General features: G+C 68.4%; 14 protein-coding genes and 4 pseudogenes. 12 read left to right on the top strand and 6 right to left on the bottom strand.

What is annotated here, in order from left to right; genetic code table 11:
- The first annotated feature begins 116 nt into the window (after window positions 1-116).
- The 3 genes and pseudogenes from ACWGO0_RS17190 to ACWGO0_RS17180 form a co-directional block, all read left to right on the top strand.
- Window positions 117-1,310: a sensor histidine kinase gene (locus tag ACWGO0_RS17190; protein ID WP_453534813.1), complete on the top strand. Its 1,194-nt coding sequence runs from the start codon at window positions 117-119 to the stop codon at window positions 1,308-1,310.
- Window positions 1,307-1,960, top strand: coding sequence for a response regulator transcription factor (locus tag ACWGO0_RS17185; RefSeq protein ID WP_453534810.1), 654 nt, complete (start codon window positions 1,307-1,309; stop codon window positions 1,958-1,960). The genes ACWGO0_RS17190 and ACWGO0_RS17185 overlap by 4 nt, the downstream gene beginning before the upstream one ends.
- A 290-nt stretch (window positions 1,961-2,250) precedes the next feature.
- Window positions 2,251-2,502 (top strand): annotated as a pseudogene (locus tag ACWGO0_RS17180) (transposase); the annotation flags it as partial.
- Window positions 2,503-2,703: 201 nt separating this feature from the next.
- Here the strand turns inward: ACWGO0_RS17180 and ACWGO0_RS17175 are convergent.
- The 3 genes and pseudogenes from ACWGO0_RS17175 to ACWGO0_RS17165 form a co-directional block, all read right to left on the bottom strand.
- Window positions 2,704-3,117, bottom strand: a complete 414-nt coding sequence (locus ACWGO0_RS17175; RefSeq protein WP_453535131.1) for a hypothetical protein — start codon at window positions 3,115-3,117, stop codon at window positions 2,704-2,706.
- A pseudogene (locus ACWGO0_RS17170) lies at window positions 3,053-3,550 on the bottom strand (transposase); the annotation flags it as partial. The pseudogene ACWGO0_RS17170 and the gene ACWGO0_RS17175, both read right to left, overlap by 65 nt.
- A 60-nt stretch (window positions 3,551-3,610) precedes the next feature.
- Window positions 3,611-4,084 (bottom strand): MarR family winged helix-turn-helix transcriptional regulator, encoded by a 474-nt coding sequence (locus ACWGO0_RS17165; protein ID WP_453534807.1) that lies wholly within the window; start codon window positions 4,082-4,084, stop codon window positions 3,611-3,613.
- Between the two features lie 252 nt (window positions 4,085-4,336).
- Here ACWGO0_RS17165 and ACWGO0_RS17160 point away from each other — a divergent pair, with 252 nt between their 5' ends.
- Together ACWGO0_RS17160 and ACWGO0_RS17155 are read left to right on the top strand one after the other, a co-directional pair.
- Window positions 4,337-5,110: a DODA-type extradiol aromatic ring-opening family dioxygenase gene (locus ACWGO0_RS17160; RefSeq protein ID WP_453535113.1), complete on the top strand. Its 774-nt coding sequence runs from the start codon at window positions 4,337-4,339 to the stop codon at window positions 5,108-5,110.
- An 80-nt stretch (window positions 5,111-5,190) separates the two neighbouring features.
- The gene (locus ACWGO0_RS17155; protein WP_453534804.1) at window positions 5,191-6,126 is read left to right on the top strand and encodes an NADP-dependent oxidoreductase; all 936 of its coding nucleotides are present in this window, start codon (window positions 5,191-5,193) and stop codon (window positions 6,124-6,126) included.
- Between the two features lie 84 nt (window positions 6,127-6,210).
- Here ACWGO0_RS17155 and ACWGO0_RS17150 read toward each other — a convergent pair whose 3' ends face one another.
- Complete coding sequence (locus tag ACWGO0_RS17150; protein WP_453534801.1) at window positions 6,211-6,687, bottom strand: TetR family transcriptional regulator; 477 nt, start codon at window positions 6,685-6,687, stop codon at window positions 6,211-6,213.
- A 557-nt stretch (window positions 6,688-7,244) separates the two neighbouring features.
- Between ACWGO0_RS17150 and ACWGO0_RS17145 the strand changes: the two genes are divergently transcribed.
- Window positions 7,245-8,015, top strand: a complete 771-nt coding sequence (locus ACWGO0_RS17145) for an SDR family NAD(P)-dependent oxidoreductase (RefSeq protein ID WP_453534799.1) — start codon at window positions 7,245-7,247, stop codon at window positions 8,013-8,015.
- 161 nt (window positions 8,016-8,176) lie between these two features.
- Entirely contained in the window at window positions 8,177-8,611 is a 435-nt protein-coding gene (locus ACWGO0_RS17140; protein WP_453534796.1) for a hypothetical protein, read from the top strand.
- Between the two features lie 4 nt (window positions 8,612-8,615).
- Here ACWGO0_RS17140 and ACWGO0_RS17135 read toward each other — a convergent pair.
- Window positions 8,616-9,570 (bottom strand): annotated as a pseudogene (locus ACWGO0_RS17135) (IS5 family transposase).
- A gap of 849 nt (window positions 9,571-10,419) precedes the next feature.
- Here ACWGO0_RS17135 and ACWGO0_RS17130 point away from each other — a divergent pair.
- Together ACWGO0_RS17130 and ACWGO0_RS17125 are read left to right on the top strand one after the other, a co-directional pair.
- The gene (locus tag ACWGO0_RS17130) at window positions 10,420-11,001 is read left to right on the top strand and encodes a GNAT family N-acetyltransferase (protein ID WP_453534793.1); all 582 of its coding nucleotides are present in this window, start codon (window positions 10,420-10,422) and stop codon (window positions 10,999-11,001) included.
- Window positions 11,002-11,183: 182 nt separating this feature from the next.
- Window positions 11,184-11,681: pseudogene (locus tag ACWGO0_RS17125) on the top strand (Tn3 family transposase).
- A 41-nt stretch (window positions 11,682-11,722) separates the two neighbouring features.
- Here the strand turns inward: ACWGO0_RS17125 and ACWGO0_RS17120 are convergent.
- Window positions 11,723-12,961 (bottom strand): serine hydrolase domain-containing protein, encoded by a 1,239-nt coding sequence (locus ACWGO0_RS17120; RefSeq protein WP_453534790.1) that lies wholly within the window; start codon window positions 12,959-12,961, stop codon window positions 11,723-11,725.
- 155 nt (window positions 12,962-13,116) lie between these two features.
- Here ACWGO0_RS17120 and ACWGO0_RS17115 point away from each other — a divergent pair, with 155 nt between their 5' ends.
- The 3 genes from ACWGO0_RS17115 to ACWGO0_RS17105 all read left to right on the top strand — a co-directional run bounded on the left by ACWGO0_RS17115 (window position 13,117) and on the right by ACWGO0_RS17105 (window position 15,782).
- Entirely contained in the window at window positions 13,117-14,286 is a 1,170-nt protein-coding gene (locus ACWGO0_RS17115) for a sensor histidine kinase (protein WP_453534787.1), read from the top strand.
- Window positions 14,277-14,942 (top strand): response regulator transcription factor, encoded by a 666-nt coding sequence (locus ACWGO0_RS17110; RefSeq protein WP_453534785.1) that lies wholly within the window; start codon window positions 14,277-14,279, stop codon window positions 14,940-14,942. The genes ACWGO0_RS17115 and ACWGO0_RS17110 overlap by 10 nt, the downstream gene beginning before the upstream one ends.
- Window positions 14,943-15,224: 282 nt before the next feature.
- The gene (locus ACWGO0_RS17105) at window positions 15,225-15,782 is read left to right on the top strand and encodes a recombinase family protein (protein WP_453534782.1); all 558 of its coding nucleotides are present in this window, start codon (window positions 15,225-15,227) and stop codon (window positions 15,780-15,782) included.
- Window positions 15,783-16,231 lie beyond the last annotated feature (449 nt).

Genomic DNA, 16,231 nt, shown 5'->3' with positions numbered 1-16,231 from the left:
AGCCCGTCCCGGGCACACGACTCCATCCTCGGGCCGGACCTCGCGGCCTGTGGGAGGAGTTGCCCTCCTCCTATGGCAGGACCCCAGGAGCACGGCGTCCGCCTATCGTGGACCGCGTGAACCGATCTTGGATTGAGCTTGCGTTCGACAGGAGATTCGCCTTCATACGGGTCCTTGCGCTCGCCGGCTTACTGATCGGCGATTTCCTGCTGCTGCAGCGGCCGTCCGAAGCACAAGACTGGGGCCTTGCCGCAACCGGGCTCGTGCTGTGCCTGGCCGCGGGTAGGTGGGCGTTCGGCGCGCTCCTGGCGCAGGCGGTCCTGCTCGTTGTCGCACACGCGCTGGGCGCGAGCACCGTTTCTTCGTTGAAGGTGCTGGCCGCAGTCACTCTCTTCGAGCTGGCGGTTCGGCAGCCGGGGCGCCGCCTGGCCGCCGGGACGACGGCACTGGCGCTTGCCGTCGCCGTGAACCGTCTTGAGGACCTGCCCGGCGAACTTCTCCCGGTGCTCTACAAGATGGGCATCGTCGCAGGCCTGCCACTGCTCCTGGGCGCGTACGTACGCGTAACCCGCGACGCCGCAGTGCACGCCCGTCAGCACGCAGAACAGCACGAACTCCGCGCCGAACAACAGTTGCTGGCCGCCCGCGCAGCGGAGCGCACCACCATCGCGCGCGAGTTGCATGACCTCGTGGCCCACCACGTCTCCTCCATGGTGCTGCGCGTTGGTGTCGCCCGGCATGTCGTCGCCGCCACCAGTACCACCGACCCGCGGATCACCGACGTCCTCGACGACCTGCACTCCAGTGCCGGCGCGGCGCTGACCGATCTGCGGCGCCTGGTGGCTGTGCTGCGGGCCCGAGACCGTACCGGTCCCGACACCGGATCCCTGGTCTCGCCCGGTGCGCTGCCGGCGGCATTGGAGTCGGTGGTGGAACACAGCCGTCAGACCGGCCTGGCCGTAACCGCTTCCGTGGATCCTCGTGTCGCTCGGCTCGACGCGGTACGTGGCCTCGCGGTCCTTCGCCTGGCCCAGGAGGGCTTGGCCAACGCGGCCAAGCACGGCGGGCCCGGCGCACACGCCGAGCTGGCCGTGCGGGTGGCCTATGACGCCGTACACGTGACGATCCACGACGACGGGGCCGGAAGAGCCCGGCCACCGTCCCCGGGCCCTTCCGGACACGGCTTGATCGGCATGCGCGAACGCGTGGACCTGCTCGGCGGCCGGCTGGATGCGGGCCCCGAGGCTGTGGGCTGGCGGCTTACGGCCGAACTGCCCGCTTTCACGCCGGACATGGAGCCCCAGCTGTGATCCGCATCCTCGTCGTCGATGACCAGCAGCTCGTCCGCATGGGGCTGCGCATGCTCTTCGAGCAGGCTCAGGACATCGAGATCCAGGGAGAGGCGGACAACGGAGCGGAGGCGGTACGACTGGCTGAACGACTCACTCCCGACGTCGTCCTCATGGACCTGAGAATGCCCGGCGTGGACGGCATCACGGCCACCCGCCGCATCTTGGCGGCGCGCCCTGCCACTCGGGTCATCGCCCTTACCACGTTCGACGACGACGACCATCTGTATCCGGTGCTCGCGGCCGGAGCCTGCGGTTTCCTCGTCAAGGACACCCCACCGACCGAACTCCTGGACGCCGTACGCCGGGCCGCCAGCGGAGAAGCCTCCTTCAGCCGGGACATCCTTGACCGCCTCGTCGCCCAGGCTCTCCACGCCCGTTCCTCCTCCGACACCGCTGCGGACCTTCCTGAACCGGCCATCACCCCGCGCGAGCGGGAGGTACTCGGCCTGCTCGGCGTGGGCCTGTCCAACAAGGAGATCGCCGACCGGCTGCACCTCGGGGTCACCACGGTGAAGACGCACGTGACGAGCCTGATGGCGAAGACGGGCCGACAGAACCGCATCCGTCTCGCCGTTCTCGCTGTCCTCACTGGGATCACTCCGCACTGACCCGCCCCTGCTCCGAGAGAGCCCCTGCGCGCCGAAACTTGCGCAGCACTGCCCAGGCGAATCACTCAGAACCGGAGCTCTGCGTACGGTGGCGGCATGGCCAGGAGGAGGGCGCTGCGGCTGCGGGTGGTGGCGTCAGTAGGGTGGTTGTCCTTTGTCATCCGATCGAGGCGCGCCGAGGCAAACGACGACCGGCACAGGTACAGAATCAGCAATTCCCGTACGGCCACCTCTCTCCCAAGCCTTCACAGGCACACGCCCTGCATCGACAACACGGCTCATCGGCACCCGAAAGATGCGCCAGCCGGGTCATCGCGCGCTACGGTCCGGATGCCGTGCCCCAGCCGAGCCGAGCCGAGCCGAGCCGAGCGTCCGAGTTCCGGCGGCTGGCCGAGCTGGAACAGCGGCACCCACTGATCCGGCTGAGCGCGAAGCGCAACCGGGACGTTGCCGACCGGCCGGATGGCGCCTACGGGAAGCTGCGGCCGACGCGGCCGGGCGAGTACCTGCTGATGGACTCGACCCGGCTGGACGTTTTCGCGCCCTTTCGTTCTGTCTTGGGGTCTATTGAAATGCGTGTACCGCGGACGGGCGGCGAAGTGAATGCGTAGCCGCCCGTCCGCGGTAGCCGCTGATTTCCCGAACATGCCGAAAATGTCGACGCGGACCGTGACCCCACCATTCATGGCAGTGAAGGCGGTCTTGCCGACTTAGTGGATACCTGGGGAGGCGGCCAAGGCTACCTACACCGCCCAACCCGAGCCCGGCGCCGCCGTACCGGCAACGCCGGAGAGGACCTCGTCGCTGTCCCGGCCGTACGCCTTCGCGTTGTACAGGGTGCTGGCACGTGCGAAGACGAGCGAGAGCACGCCCAGCCCGGCCGCGAGCGGCTGGAGCCCCGGAATGAAGGCCGAGACGCACGCGGCTGTGCCGAGCGGGACGGCAACCGTCGACATGGCCTGCGCCGCCCCTGGTGCGCCCTGGTCGACTGCGTCCGGGACGTAGGCAGCATTGACCATGTCATTGGCCGCGGTGATCGCCGGGTTGATGCCGTTCGCCGTGTTGTAGCGGGCCTGCTCCGCTGCATCGGCGGGGGAGTTCCGCGACCTTGTGGCGGCGGTGGGGCATGACGAGCCCGGTTCCCGGATAGCCGCCATCGGCGATCGTCATCGTCCTCCTGGCAGCGGCTTTGGCGCCGGATTGCTCCCAATGTCCAGCAGTTGTGCCGGTTGCCCGGCAGAGGCCGGCCGACTGCGACGACCCGGCGGAAATCGGCGTCGATGACCACCTGGTGGTTGGTGGAGTACCTGTGGTCCTTGGACTGCTCGGCGATCGTGTGGTCGCGGGTGGGTGCCAGGGTGCCGTCCACGATGAGGGCGGCGTCTCTCGCGAAGCGGCGCCGAGGCTGGAGCGCCAGGAGCGGACCGAGGTGGTCGATGATGCGGTCGTCGGCGGGGCTTGGAGATGCCGAACAGCGGGGCGAGTTGGCGCATCGTCAAATTTGTGCGTCAGAACGCCGTGACCGGCAGTGTCCTGTCTGCCGGCGGGCAGGCTCCACGGCCTGCCCCGGCGGGTGGCGTCTCCCTCACGATGCAGCGCACCGCATCACGGCGTCGCAGAGCTGACGGAAGGCCCGGCCGAGGGCGGCGCTCAGCCTCGTTCGATTTCCTGGCGCACGGTAGTGGCGATGCGAGTGAGTGCGGCCTCGAGGTGGCGGCGCTGAGCGGTGCTGAGCGGATCGAACACGAGCCGCTTCACCTGCGCGACGTGTTCCGGTGCGCTCTCGACGAGCTTCTGCCGGCCTGCGTCGGCCAGGGCTGCGAGGGTGTACCGACCATCGCTGGGGTCGGGCCGGCGGGCGACCCAGGCGCGGGCTTCGAAGCGATCCATCACCTTCGACAGTCGCGGCTGGGTGCTGTCGCAGACCCGGGCCAGGTCGCTGAGTCGCATCGTGGCCTGGTCGGCCATGGACAGCTGGGCCAGGACCCCGTACTCGAAGTTGGAGATGCCTGCGTCCCGCTGCAGTTGGCGGTCGAGAGCTGCCGGGAGGGCAATGACGACCGTGAGGAGTGCCTGCCACAGGTCCTGCTGGTCGTCGTCGAGCCAGGGCGACTGAGTATCCATGAGCCCCATCATACTTGCCCGAGCAAGTCGTATCACTTGCCTGGGCAACTCTTGATGGGCTACTTTATTACTTGCCTCGGCAAGTGAAAACACTTGCCCTGGCAAGTGAAGGAGTTGATTTCGATAACCGCCAGGAGCAGCCTGACTTTCCCCTTCCCGTCGAGCACACCAGCCGCGGCATACGACGACCTCCTTGCCCGGGTCCTGCCACGAGCGCACGAGCAGCGGGTGTGGAACCCCTCCGACGGGCCCCTGTCCAGCCTCTTCGTCAGCCACGGAGCCCCGTTCACCCTCGACGATCCGCAGTGGCTCAGCGACCTCTTCGACTGGGCCCAGTCGATGCCCAAACCTCGGGCCATCGTCGTCGTATCGGCCCACTGGGAACGGGCACCGGTCGCGATATCCGGGGCCGCAGTGAGCACCCCGCTGTACTACGACTTCAGCGGTTTCCATCCCCGCTACAAGCTCCTTCCCTACGCGACCCCGGACGCCACCGACCTGGCTCGGCGACTCACGGGCCTGCTGGGCCGGACGCCCGTGCACGAGTTTGCCGACCGCGGTCTCGACCACGGCGCCTTTATCCCGCTCATGGCCATGTATCCCGCGGCCGACGTCCCGGTCGTGCAGCTGTCGATGCCCAGCCTCGACCCCGGCGCTCTGCTCGAACTCGGGGCCCGCCTGCGGCCCCTGCGTGAAGAAGGCATCCTCGTTGTCGGCTCGGGCTTCATGACGCACAGCTTCGCTGTCTTCCGCCGGCCGGAGCTCGCCGCCGACACGACGGCCTTCGACGAGTGGGCCGTTGACGCCCTCGCCCAGGGCGACGCCGACGCCCTCGCCCAGGGCGACGCCGACGCCCTCATCGACTACCGCAACAAGGCACCCGGCGCCGCGGTCGCCCATCCGACGGCCGACCACTTCGTCCCGCTGCTGCTCACCGTCGGCGCCGCCGATGACCCCGCCAGTGCCGTGAGCGCCATCGACCGCATGGTGATGGGCAACTCCACCCGGTCGGTGCAGCTGACCTGAGCACCTCGCCGCGCTTCACGTGCCCGCCTGATCGCCTCATCCCTTGGCGACGACATCGATACACCCTGGAGGAATGCGCCATGAAGGCAATACGTTTCCACGAGTTCGGCAGCAGCGAGGTCCTGCGCTACGAGGACGTCGACCGTCCGGTCCCCGCCACTGGGCAGGTGCTGGTGCGGGTGGCGGCCACGTCGTTCAACCCGGTCGACGACCACATCCGCGCCGGTGCGCTGGCCGAGATGATCCCGATCACTCTCCCGTACGTGCCGGGGATCGACCTGGCGGGCACCGTCGCTGAACTCGGCGCGGACGTGACGGGCCTGGAGGTCGGCGACCGGGTCGTGGCGATGCTGCCCCTCGACTCCGCCGGCGGCGCCGCCGAGTATGCGCTCGCCCCGGCCGAGTCCCTGGCCCCGGCGCCCCGGACGATCGAGCTGGTCGACGCCGCGGCGCTGCCGCTGACCGGCCTGGCGGCCTGGCAGACGGCGCTCGAGCTCGCCGAGCTGAAGCCCGGTCAGACCGTCCTGGTCAATGGGGCGGGGGGTGCGGTGGGCAGCCTCGTGGTGCAGCTCGCCGTCGACGCGGGGGCACACGTGACCGCGGTGGACGCGCCGCAGCACGCCGACCGCCTTCGGGGCTACGGCGCGGACCGGGTCGTCGACCCCCTCGACCTCGCCGCGGGCCCGGCTGCTGTGGGCGGTCCCTTTCAGGCCGTGGTGAACCATGTGCGCGTCTCCCCGGAGGAGCTCGCGCAGCTGACGAATTACGTCGCCGACGGCGGGGTCGCCGCCAGCTCAGCCGGCCCGATTCCCGAGGACCCCGCTCGGGGGGTGCGCAGCGCGAGCCTGTGGGTCCGCAGCGATGGAGCTCAGTTGGCCCAGCTGGTCGCCAAGGTGGATGCCGGCAAGCTCCGGGTCCACGTCGCCGCCCACCGCCCGGTGGCCGAGCTGGCCGCCGTGCATGAGGACGCCGGCGCCGGGCGCCTGTCCGGCAAGACGGTCGTGCTCGTTCCCTGACCGCACCCGACCGGGCCGCCCGCTGTTCGCTCTCCCGCCGGTGGGCGGCCCGGAAGTTCGACGGCGGGCCGCACCCGCGACCCGTCAACACCGACGAGGCCATGCGGCAGGCCCTGCACTTGAGGCCCGGCGCTGCCGCTCACGCAGGTTGCCTGGGGACGCCGAAGGGTCCCCGGGCAACATCGTCTTCACTCGGGCGCCGGCCAGACCCGGAGCCCGAGTGCCACGCCAGGGCTGGAGGTCCGAGTGGCCGGCGGGGGTGCGCTCCAGACGGGCCCAGGTGGCCAGGCGTACGAGCTGCGGATGGGCGAGATAGGCGTCGTAGAGGCGGACGGCGTAGCCGGGCAGGTCATCAGCGGTCAGCGGCGCGGCGTCGAGGATGCCTTCGACCTGGTCGGCGAGAACGGCGTCGAACGGACTCTCCTTACTGCCGAAGTAGGCGTGCATCTGTGCCTTGCTCACCTTCCCGTCGACCGAGATGCGGTCGACGCGCGCGCCGGCGATGCCGTGAGCGGCGAATTCGACGGCGGCGGCATTGAGGAGGCGTCGCCCGCGCGGCACCCCCGCTCCGACACGCGCCTGCGGTCCGGGGCCAGGCCAGGTCTGCCCCCGGGCCGGTCAGGAGACGACCATGCAGACCGAGATCCGTCAGGCTCTGGCCCTGGCCCGCTCCTCCAGCGGACGCGAACGGACCGTCGACATCACCACGACCGGTCGCAGATCGGGCAAGCCCCGCAGGATCGAGATCTGGTTCTACCGCGTCGGGGAGACGAACTACCTGAGCGGTTTGCCCGGCAAGCGAATCCGGTGCGCAAACCTGCGAGCCCATCCTGCCTGCACTCTTCACTCTTCACCCGAAGAACGGCATTCACGCCACCCTGCCCGCCACCGCCCGCTTCATCACCGATCCCGCCGAACGCCGCCGCATCCTCGGCGAGATCGTCGACGACCGCAACCAATCCCATAATCCCGCCCGCATCGCCCAGCCCACTCACCTGGAGGACTGGGAGAACGGCAGCCCGCTGTTCGAGATCGACTTCGACGACCAGTGCGCCCCGAACGCCTGAACCACCGCACCGGCACCACACCAATGTCCCTCCCACCAGCTGGAGTACAGCGTGAACGCCTCCACCGTCCGCCTGTCCGACACCGTCGCCCTGGTCACCGGAGCCAGTAGCGGCATCGGCGAAGCCACTGCACGTGCCCTGGCCGCCCAGGGCGCCACCGTGGCTCTCGTAGCCCGTCGGGCGGACCGTCTGGACACCCTGGCCGCCGGCATCAGCGAAGCCGGCGGCACAGCCCACGCCTTCCCGGCCGACATCACCGCCGACGGCGAGGCCGCCGCCCTCGTCGACCGCGTCACCGCACAGCTGGGGCAGTTGGACACTCTCGCCAACGCCGCCGGCATCATGCTGGTCGGCCCGGCGTTGGAGGCCCCCGCCGAGGAGTGGCAGCGCAACGTCGACCTGAACGTCTCCGCCCTGCTGCGCCTGACCCACGCCGCCCTGCCCCACCTGACCGCCGCCGCGCAGGACTCCGCGCGCGGCGTGGCCGACCTGGTCAACATCAGTTCCGTTGCCGGCCGTCAGGCCATCGGCGGCGCCGCCGTCTACGCCGCCACCAAGTTCGCGGTCACTGCCTTCAGCGAAGCCCTCCGCCAAGAACTCACCCAACAGCACGTGCGGGTCAGCGTCCTCGAGCCCGGCGCCGTCGCCACCGAACTCACCCACCACATCCGCGACGGCATTCGCGAGCACAACCAGAACTGGTACGCCTCTATGGAGACCCTCCAGCCCGAGGACATCGCTGACGCCATCACCTACATAGTCACCCGCCCCCGCCACGTCGCCCTCAACGAACTCCTCATCCGCCCCACCGAACAGGCCTGACCCCTTGGTGCCCCGGCTCGCCAAGTCGGCGGGGGCACCAAGGCCACCGGGGACGGCGCAATCGGGATTGCCTGTCTGCCAGCCCTCCACTCGCAGAGGCACGTCGATCAAAGGACTTGTCGGGCCGATCACGGATGTGGGCTGTCGGGCATGATGGAGGGGTGAGCATCATCGTGAAGTTCTTCGTCGCGCCGGACGACGCGTCAGCGTGCCTCGTCCTCCAGACCGGGCCGGGACGGGCATTCGAAACGCTCTCCTTCGGCAACTTCGATCCTGAAGAGGCCGTGGTCGAGTGGGAATGCCTTCTGGCCGGCGGCAGTTTCGAGAAACTCGTCGACGCCGGTGAACCTCGCATTGTCGCTGGCCAGGACAGCGACGGATGCGTCATCTTCGCGATCTCGCCTCGCCTGTCCACTGCGCTCACGGACGCCACGCACTCCAGGTTGAGCGACGTCGCCGCCTCGTGGACTCAGCTGCGCGCGGAGGACGGCGAGGTCATCGACACTGAGATCGCAGCCGCGATCGTGGGTGATCTGGCTGCTCTCGTCAGCAGCGCCCGGCGCCAGAACCAGAGCGTCTACTGCTGGGTCGCGTAGGAGCTCATGCTCGGAGCGCTCGGAGCCAGATGACGACGGCCGCGGCGGTGGCAGCGCCGAGGAAGACGTAACCGCGCGTGTCGTAGCGAGTGGCGACGACCCGGGACTGCTTCGGGAGGTTGATCGGGAGGTTGATCGCCCGCTCAACGGTGTTGCGCTTCTTGGTGCGGACCTCATCAAAGCCGGGTGGCCGTCCACCGCGTGCGCCCTTGCGCAGGCGGGCCGCCTGGCTAGCGGTCTTCTCTGAGATGGTGTGGCGGATTCCCCGCCGTCGCAGGTACGCGCGGATGGGGCCGTTGCTGCAAGCCCTGTCGGCCGCAAGCTTGTCGGGCTTCTTGCGCGGCCTGCCCAGGCCAGATCTGGGCACCCGGATCTTCTCCAGAACCGGTTTGAACTGGGTGCAGTCTGCCCTCTGACCGGGAGAGACGATCAGGGATAGAGGGCGGCAGTGGCCGTCCGTGCTCAGGTGGAGCTTGGTGGTGAACCCGCCGTGCGAGCGGCCCAGGCCCTCTCGCCTCCAGCACCACCTCCATCAGGCGGGCGACGAGACCCTGCCACGGCGTCTTGTCCTGGTGTTCCATCCCTGCGGCCCCCTTTGATCCCGGGGTCGGAGGCGGGTCGGTGCGGGCACCAGCGGCATGCTGATGCGCACGGACGATGGTGGAGTCGACGAGATGTCCCAGTCGATCTCGCCTGCGGCGTCGGCCGCGGCTTGGACCTGCTGGAGCAGACGTTCCCTGGTGCCGTCGGCCGACCACAGGCGGTGGCGTTGTTAGACGGTCTTCCACGGTCCGAATCATTCGGGCAGGTCACGCCACTGCACCCCGGTCCGCACCCGGTGCAGAATGCCGTCGATCACCTGCCGGTGATCCCGCGACGTGCCACAACGCCCGTTACTGACTGGCAGGAACGGCCGCAGCCCGTTCCCACTCGGCATCATTCAGATCACCCCGCCACATGCCCACAGGAAGGACTCAGGCACGAAGTGGTCACATGATCGGCCGGACAAGTCCTAACGCAGGCTGCAGGACGGGCAGAGCCCAACCCAGCACTGGCACTGGCGCCTCTTGCGAAAATGCTGGTCACAGCCACTCATTGATGGCTGCGACGCGGACGGTGGTTTCGCAGTGGACGGCCAGTTTGTCGTCTCTCGTGGCCACGCCACGGTGTCTCTTGAGACGGTTGATGCCGCATTCGACCGCATGGCGCTCGCGGTAGTCGGTCCTGTCGAATTTCGCGACCGACCGCCGCGGGAGCCGAGCTACTTCGGCTACGGGTTTGATCTTTCTTCTCCGGAGCCGTGCAGCGAATCCCGCGTCTGCGCAGGCGGGCACGGTTCTTCCGGGAGCCGTAGGCCTTTTCGGCGCAGACTTTGTCCGGGCGCGTGGGTGGGCGGCCGAGGGCGAGGCGGGGTACCCGGATGGTCTCCAGGACCGGTTCGAACGGGGGTGAGTACCCACGCTGCCCGGCAGTGATCACGATGGACGTGGGCTTCTTGCCCTGTTCGACCGCAAAGCGGACCTTGGTGGTGAGTCAGGTTCTTTGCGTCTGCATAGGTCTGCAGTTCAGTAAAGATGCGCTTCCAGGTTCCGTCGCGTTGACCAGCTGCCGCCGGGTCCATATCGGCGGCCGACGGGGCTTGCTGCCCTTGAGCATGAGCGTTGCCAGTCGGACCCACTGTTCGTCGGTCAGATCTCCACGCCCACGATCCGTGATCGTTTCGCAGTCGAGATCCACTTAGGCGTCGAGCCCGAGGCACGTCACAAATCGATGGCCGAGCGTGTGAGTGAGCGTCAGAATAACCGCCCATGGAACCCATCTCGCTGACGACGCGGCGACTGCTTCTACGCCCGCATGATCCCAGCGACGAGGACGCGGTCTTCGCAGCTTGCCAAGATCCCGACATTCAGCGGTGGACGGACTTTCCCGAGCCATACGAACGGCAGCACGCCGCTTTCTACTTACGCGAACTGGTGCCGCGTGGCTGGCACGACGAAACGATGTACCACTTCGCGGTTGAGGACCGGGAAAGCGGAGTGCTGGTGGCATCCGTCAATGTGCACCGTCACGCTGACACATGGGGAATCGGGTACTGGACCGTGGCGGAGCACCGAGGCCGAGGCTATGCGACGGAGGCCGTACTCGCCCTGGCCAACTGGTCTTTCAACGAACGAGGAGTCCAGCGCCTGGAGTGGAGGGCGGAGGCGGGGAACATGGCCTCCTGGGCCGTGGCAGAGAAGGCTGGCTTCGTCAGGGAAGGCACCCTACGCGCGGCGCAGACCAACAGGGACAGCCTCAGGGACACCTGGGTCGGCGCTCTCCTGCCCGCCGACCTCGGGCTGCCCTTCGCCTTCCCCTATTGCCCCGCAGAGAGCGACCTTCCCGGGTGAGGGGCGCACCGAGACGAAGCCCGCAAAACGAGAGCCGCCAAGGCCCAGGGCCGAGCCACGTGGCTCTGGACGGCAGGGCCAAGCGCCCTGATGCGTCCCGGAGCGCGGCACAGCAGGGCCCCGGTCCAGCACTTTTGCAACAGCGCTCCACCTGCAACGCATCCCACCCCACGTACGCGGCGATGCTGGAGGTCGGCCGGGAGCAGAAGACCATCTTCGTGGCCTGTTACCGGCTGCAGGACCTCCAGCGGGAGATCGAGGAGGGCCTGAACGTCATGGAGTCCTCCAACGATGCCAACTCCGTGATCGCGTATGGAAAGAGTGGGGGAGAACGCCTCGAACCGGCGCGATGAGCAGGAGAGGAGACGTTCGTTCTACGCCTGCGGATTCTGCAATCGGCTCTGGTGTACGTGAACACCCTGATGCTCCAGGACATCCTCGGCGAACCGGAATGGTCCGACCTCCCAACCCCCGCCGATCAGCGCGGACTGACCCCGCTGTTCCGGTCCCATGTCCGTCCGTACGGAGAGGTGAACCTCGACATGGAAGCCCGCCTCAACCTGCTGCGGCGACCGTGCCTGCACCCCGTACCGCTGAAGCCGGGAGCCGAGCTGAGAGCCGCACGGGCTCTTGAACAACCGCCTTTGCTAGCCGGTACCCCTGCAGGGAGCAGCTTGTGACCGCCCGGAGCCGGCACGAACGCCCCGGGCGGTCACGTTCCCTATCTGTTGTTGGACGTGTCGCACAGCGCGCGGTCGACGAGGTCGCTGGCCGCCTTCTGTTGCCGGAGCGTTTCATCGAAGTCGCCGAAGCTGGTGGTCATGGAGACGGTGACGGTGCGGCTGCCGTCGTCGGTGGCGCCGTTCAGGGTGATGTAGCCGGCTTCACCCCCTTGATGGCTCCAGTAGCTGCCGCCGCAGGTCAGGGGGCGGTTGACCAAGCCGAGGCCGTAGCGTCCTTCGGGCCAGAATGCCTCGAACTGCTTGGCGACCGGGACCGTGTCCTTCATCTCGGCCATGCGCGCCTCGGACAGCAGCTTGCCGCCCAGCAGTCCCTGGAAGAAACGGTTGACGTCCGCGGTGGTGGAGACATAGCCGCCGAGGTCGGGGACGATCTGTTCGGTGACATCGGTCCGTTCGCCGGACTCGAAGACCTGGTAGCCCCTGGCGTGCGGGCGACGAAGGGTGGACGTGGTGCCCGACAGATAGGTGTGGTTCATGCCGAGCGGTTTCAGGATCCTCCTCGCGACCTCCTCCTGCCACGGGCGGCTGCTGGCCTCTTCGACGATCATGCCGAGGACGACGTAGCCGGTGTTGGAGTAGCCCCAGCCGGTGCCGGGCTGGAAGTCCGGGTGGTGCTTCATCGACCGGGCGACGATCTGTTCGGGTGTGTAGGTGTCGTAGCGGTGCAGGTAGTACTCATGCGGGGTGTCGAAGCCGGGAAGGTCGTCGTGGAGGCCGCTGGTGCTCTGCAGGAGCTGGCGAACAGTGATCTTCCGCCCATCATTGCCGTTGCCGTCGATCACTCCGGGCAGCCAGCGGTCCACCGTGTCGTCCAGTGACAGCCGGCCCTCGCCGACCAACTGCAGAATCACCGTGGCCATCAGTGTCTTGCCGGTGCTGGCCATCCGGAAGTAGCCGTCGCGGGGCACCGGGCGGTTCGTGCCCGCCACGGCGACGCCGGTCGCGGAGACCAGATCCCGGCCGGAGGCGGTGGTCACCCGCGCCTGGACGCCGGTGATATCCAGCGCCTGGAGGGCAGAGGTGTCCCGGCGCAGGTCGTCCTGCTGGTAGACGGGCGCGGACGTCGCGGCCACGCCGTCCGAAGGCTGGGCCGCTGTGGCCACGCCCGCTGTGGCGAGTGCGGCCACAGCGACGGCCAGCCACCCTCGGCCGATCCGGTGGTGACGCTGCTGGGACGGGCGGTGCTTCGGCGCGGAGGCCGGGGTTGTGGATCTCATGAATCCCACGCTAGGCAAGCGTGGAGTTCCAAGTCGCTACCGTAGGCGCCCGGTTGAAAGGTGCAGCTGGCTGTAGCGCCACAGGGACGCCCGGCACGTACCGTGGCGCGTCGGAGGGCCGCTCCCGGTCCCGTACGACAGACGAAGGCGAGCCAGTGCACGGTGTGAAGGGCAAGGCCCGCGCACGGTTGGTCCAGGCATTGATCCAGGCCACGCGCAGCGGACGCTACCTGCTCGGCACCCTGATGACCGCGACGGTGACGCTTGTGGCGGCGCCACTGCTGTGCGTACCGGCGCTGGCAACTCCCTGGGCGGAGCGCCACCGCCGCCGCGCCGGGGCGCTGCTGGGCCTGCCGGTGCAGCCGCGCCCGCGCGCTCTGCGACGCGACCTTGGGTGGCTGGTGACACAGGTGGCCGCCGGCCTGCCCGCGGGCCTACTCGCCCTGCTGTGCCTGGGCAACCTGCTCCTCATCATTGGCATCACCGTGGCGTGGTGGGCCTTTCCCTCATCGGATCCGCCACAGCTGCCACTGCTCGATGTCCGTATCGACAGCTGGGCCACCGCGCTGACGATCAGTCCGGCGCAATTCCTCCTCCTTGCGGCGCTGGCGATCATCGCCCTGCCACCACTCGCCCGGGCACACGCGCGGTGCTGCCTGGCAGTCCTGGCACCGACTCCAGCGGAACAACTGGCCACACGCGTCACCGAACTGACCCGGACGCGCACAGACGTCCTGCAGGCACACGGCGCGGAACTCCGCCGGATCGAACGCGACCTGCACGACGGCACCCAGGCGCGGCTGGTGGCCATCGCCATGCGGCTTGCCGTAGCCGGGGAGAGCTATTCCCAGGATCCCGACGCGGCCGCTGCGCTCGTACGGCAGGCCCAAGCCGAGACCGAGGACGCCATGACCGAGCTGCGCTCCGTCATCCGCACCATCTACCCACCGGTCCTGGCCGACCAGGGTCTCGGCGGCGCGCTCCACACCCTGGCCACCAGGGCCGGCGTGCCGACCCGCATCGACATCGGCGAGCTCGGGGACGTCCCTGCCGCGGTCGAAGCGGTCGCCTACTTCGCCGTAACCGAGGCGCTGGCGAACATCGCCCGGCACAGCCGAGCCACCAAGACCGCCGTCCACGTCACTCGCAACGGCGCGATGCTGTCCGCAGAGATCACCGACGACGGGATCGGCGGGGCGGACGCAACTCGGGGCAGCGGCCTGGACGGAATTCGCCGCCGCGCCGCCGCCCTGGACGGCACCATGAAGATCAGCAGCCCGCCGGACGGGCCGACCACCATCACCGTGGAGCTGCCGTGCGTGTAGTCATCGTCGAGGACAACGTCCTGCTGTCCTCAGGACTCGAACTCCTGCTGGGCTCGCAGGGCTTCGAGGTTGCCGCGATCGCGGTTGACGCCCCCGGCTTCTTGGCCGCCGTCGAGACCCACCGCCCGGACGTCACCATCGTCGACGTGCGGCTGCCCCCGACCTTCCGCGACGAGGGTATCCGCGCCGCCCTCCGGGCCCGCCGTGACCACCCCGGACTTCCCGTCCTGGTCCTGTCCCAGTACGTCGAGCAGGAATACGCCGGCCGCCTCCTCTCCGACACCCGCGGCGGCATTGGCTATCTACTAAAAGACCGCGTGAGTCGTATCGGGGAGTTCACCGACGCCTTGCGCCGCGTGGCCGCCGGCGGCACCGCCATGGACCCCGAGGTCATCGCCCAGCTCCTTGCCGTCCGCGGCAATCCCGTCGACACCCTCACACCCCGCGAACGCGAGGTCCTGGCTCTGATGGCCGAAGGGCACGACAACGCCACCATCGCGCAGCGGCTTTTCATCACCGACAACGCCGTCCACAAACACATCGGCAGCGTCTTCCTCAAACTCGGCCTGTCGGCCAAGGACAGCGGCCACCGCCGGGTCCGCGCCGTCCTGGCCTACCTCCGCCGCCAACGCGGCACCGAACCCAGCCACTGTTGAGTAATCAACCGGTTGATGACCAAGATCGATTGGCGGGGGTTCGCGCCCGGATCGACACCGGATCGTGCCCATGAAGCCGTGTCAGAAAGTTGATGTGCTCAAGAACTTGAGGAGCGACATTCTCTGTACGAACTGGCGGGTGCAGCCTTCCCAGGGCGACGACATCGCCGGTCTCCTCAACCCCGTTCCGGCCGTACGGACCGGTGGCCTTGTGGGATACGCGCACGGGCCCACCAAGGGACAGTTGCTCGACCGGCAAGTCCACGCGTTCACCGAAGCAGGGTGCATCCGATCTTCGCCGACAAGAAGTCCGGCAAGAACGCCGGGCGCGAGGACCTGTGGCAGGCCCTGAATTTCCTCCGCGATGGCGATTCCCTCGTCGTCCCGTCGCTGGACCGGTTCGGCCCGTTCTCTCCAAGACCTCATCGCCATCGTGTCCGGCCTGCGCAAGCGTGGAGTCGGTTTCACCTCGCTGCACACTCAGGTGGGCAACCGACTGCGGCCAGGACCGGTACCCGGCTGCGGCCACCACCCCATCACCCCGGCGAAGACAGAACGCGGGAGAAGAGATGTCCTCCAGACCGCTCTCGCCGGCCTCCTCCTCCCCGGACAGGGCCAGCAGCCCGACCAGGCCGTCAGCGATCGGCAATTGCTCGACCCCGGTACCTTCATGCGCAGGAAGAAAGCCGTCCCGGCCGAGATAGAAGAGCGAAGCCGGCCCGAGAACATCGAGAACGGGCAGCACCGCACGCAGACGAGCGATGTCGACGATCTCTTCGTGGGTCATGTTCCGCGCGGCGTCGTCCATCATCCCGGCGGCCTGCACGCTCGGCGCGGTGACGAGGGCGGCGTCACCGATCCGCACGATCCCGGTCCACGATGGCGGACACAACAGTGACCCGGGCGCGACCACAACCTTTGCCCCTCCTGAAGGAGGGAACTCGACCGGTGTGCCCGCCAGCTCCGCCCAAAGCTCCCGGGCGTGCATGAGCAAGAGATCGTCAGCCATGGGCGCATCCTGTCGTCTGCGCAGCCGGGGCGCGACCAGATTCCTCCCGGACAGCCGTGCCGCAAAACTCAGACCAGCCATGATCCATTGAGAATCCGCCACGTCGCATGAGATGCCATGAGAATCGGCACGCTTGCATGAGACGGGGCAACGTCAGCCACCCCGACCACCAACTGCATCGCTCAGTCCCGCCAAGTGGAGCGCTCATCCGCCACCTATAGCGCTAAGTCACACACACTGTGACTGAGCGCTGTGGTTGGCCCGTCGGGCCAACCACAGC

This window comes from Streptomyces sp. NPDC055749 (assembly GCF_053617235.1).
Note: the sequence above shows the minus strand (reverse complement) of the source record. Positions and strands in the feature narration are given on the sequence as shown.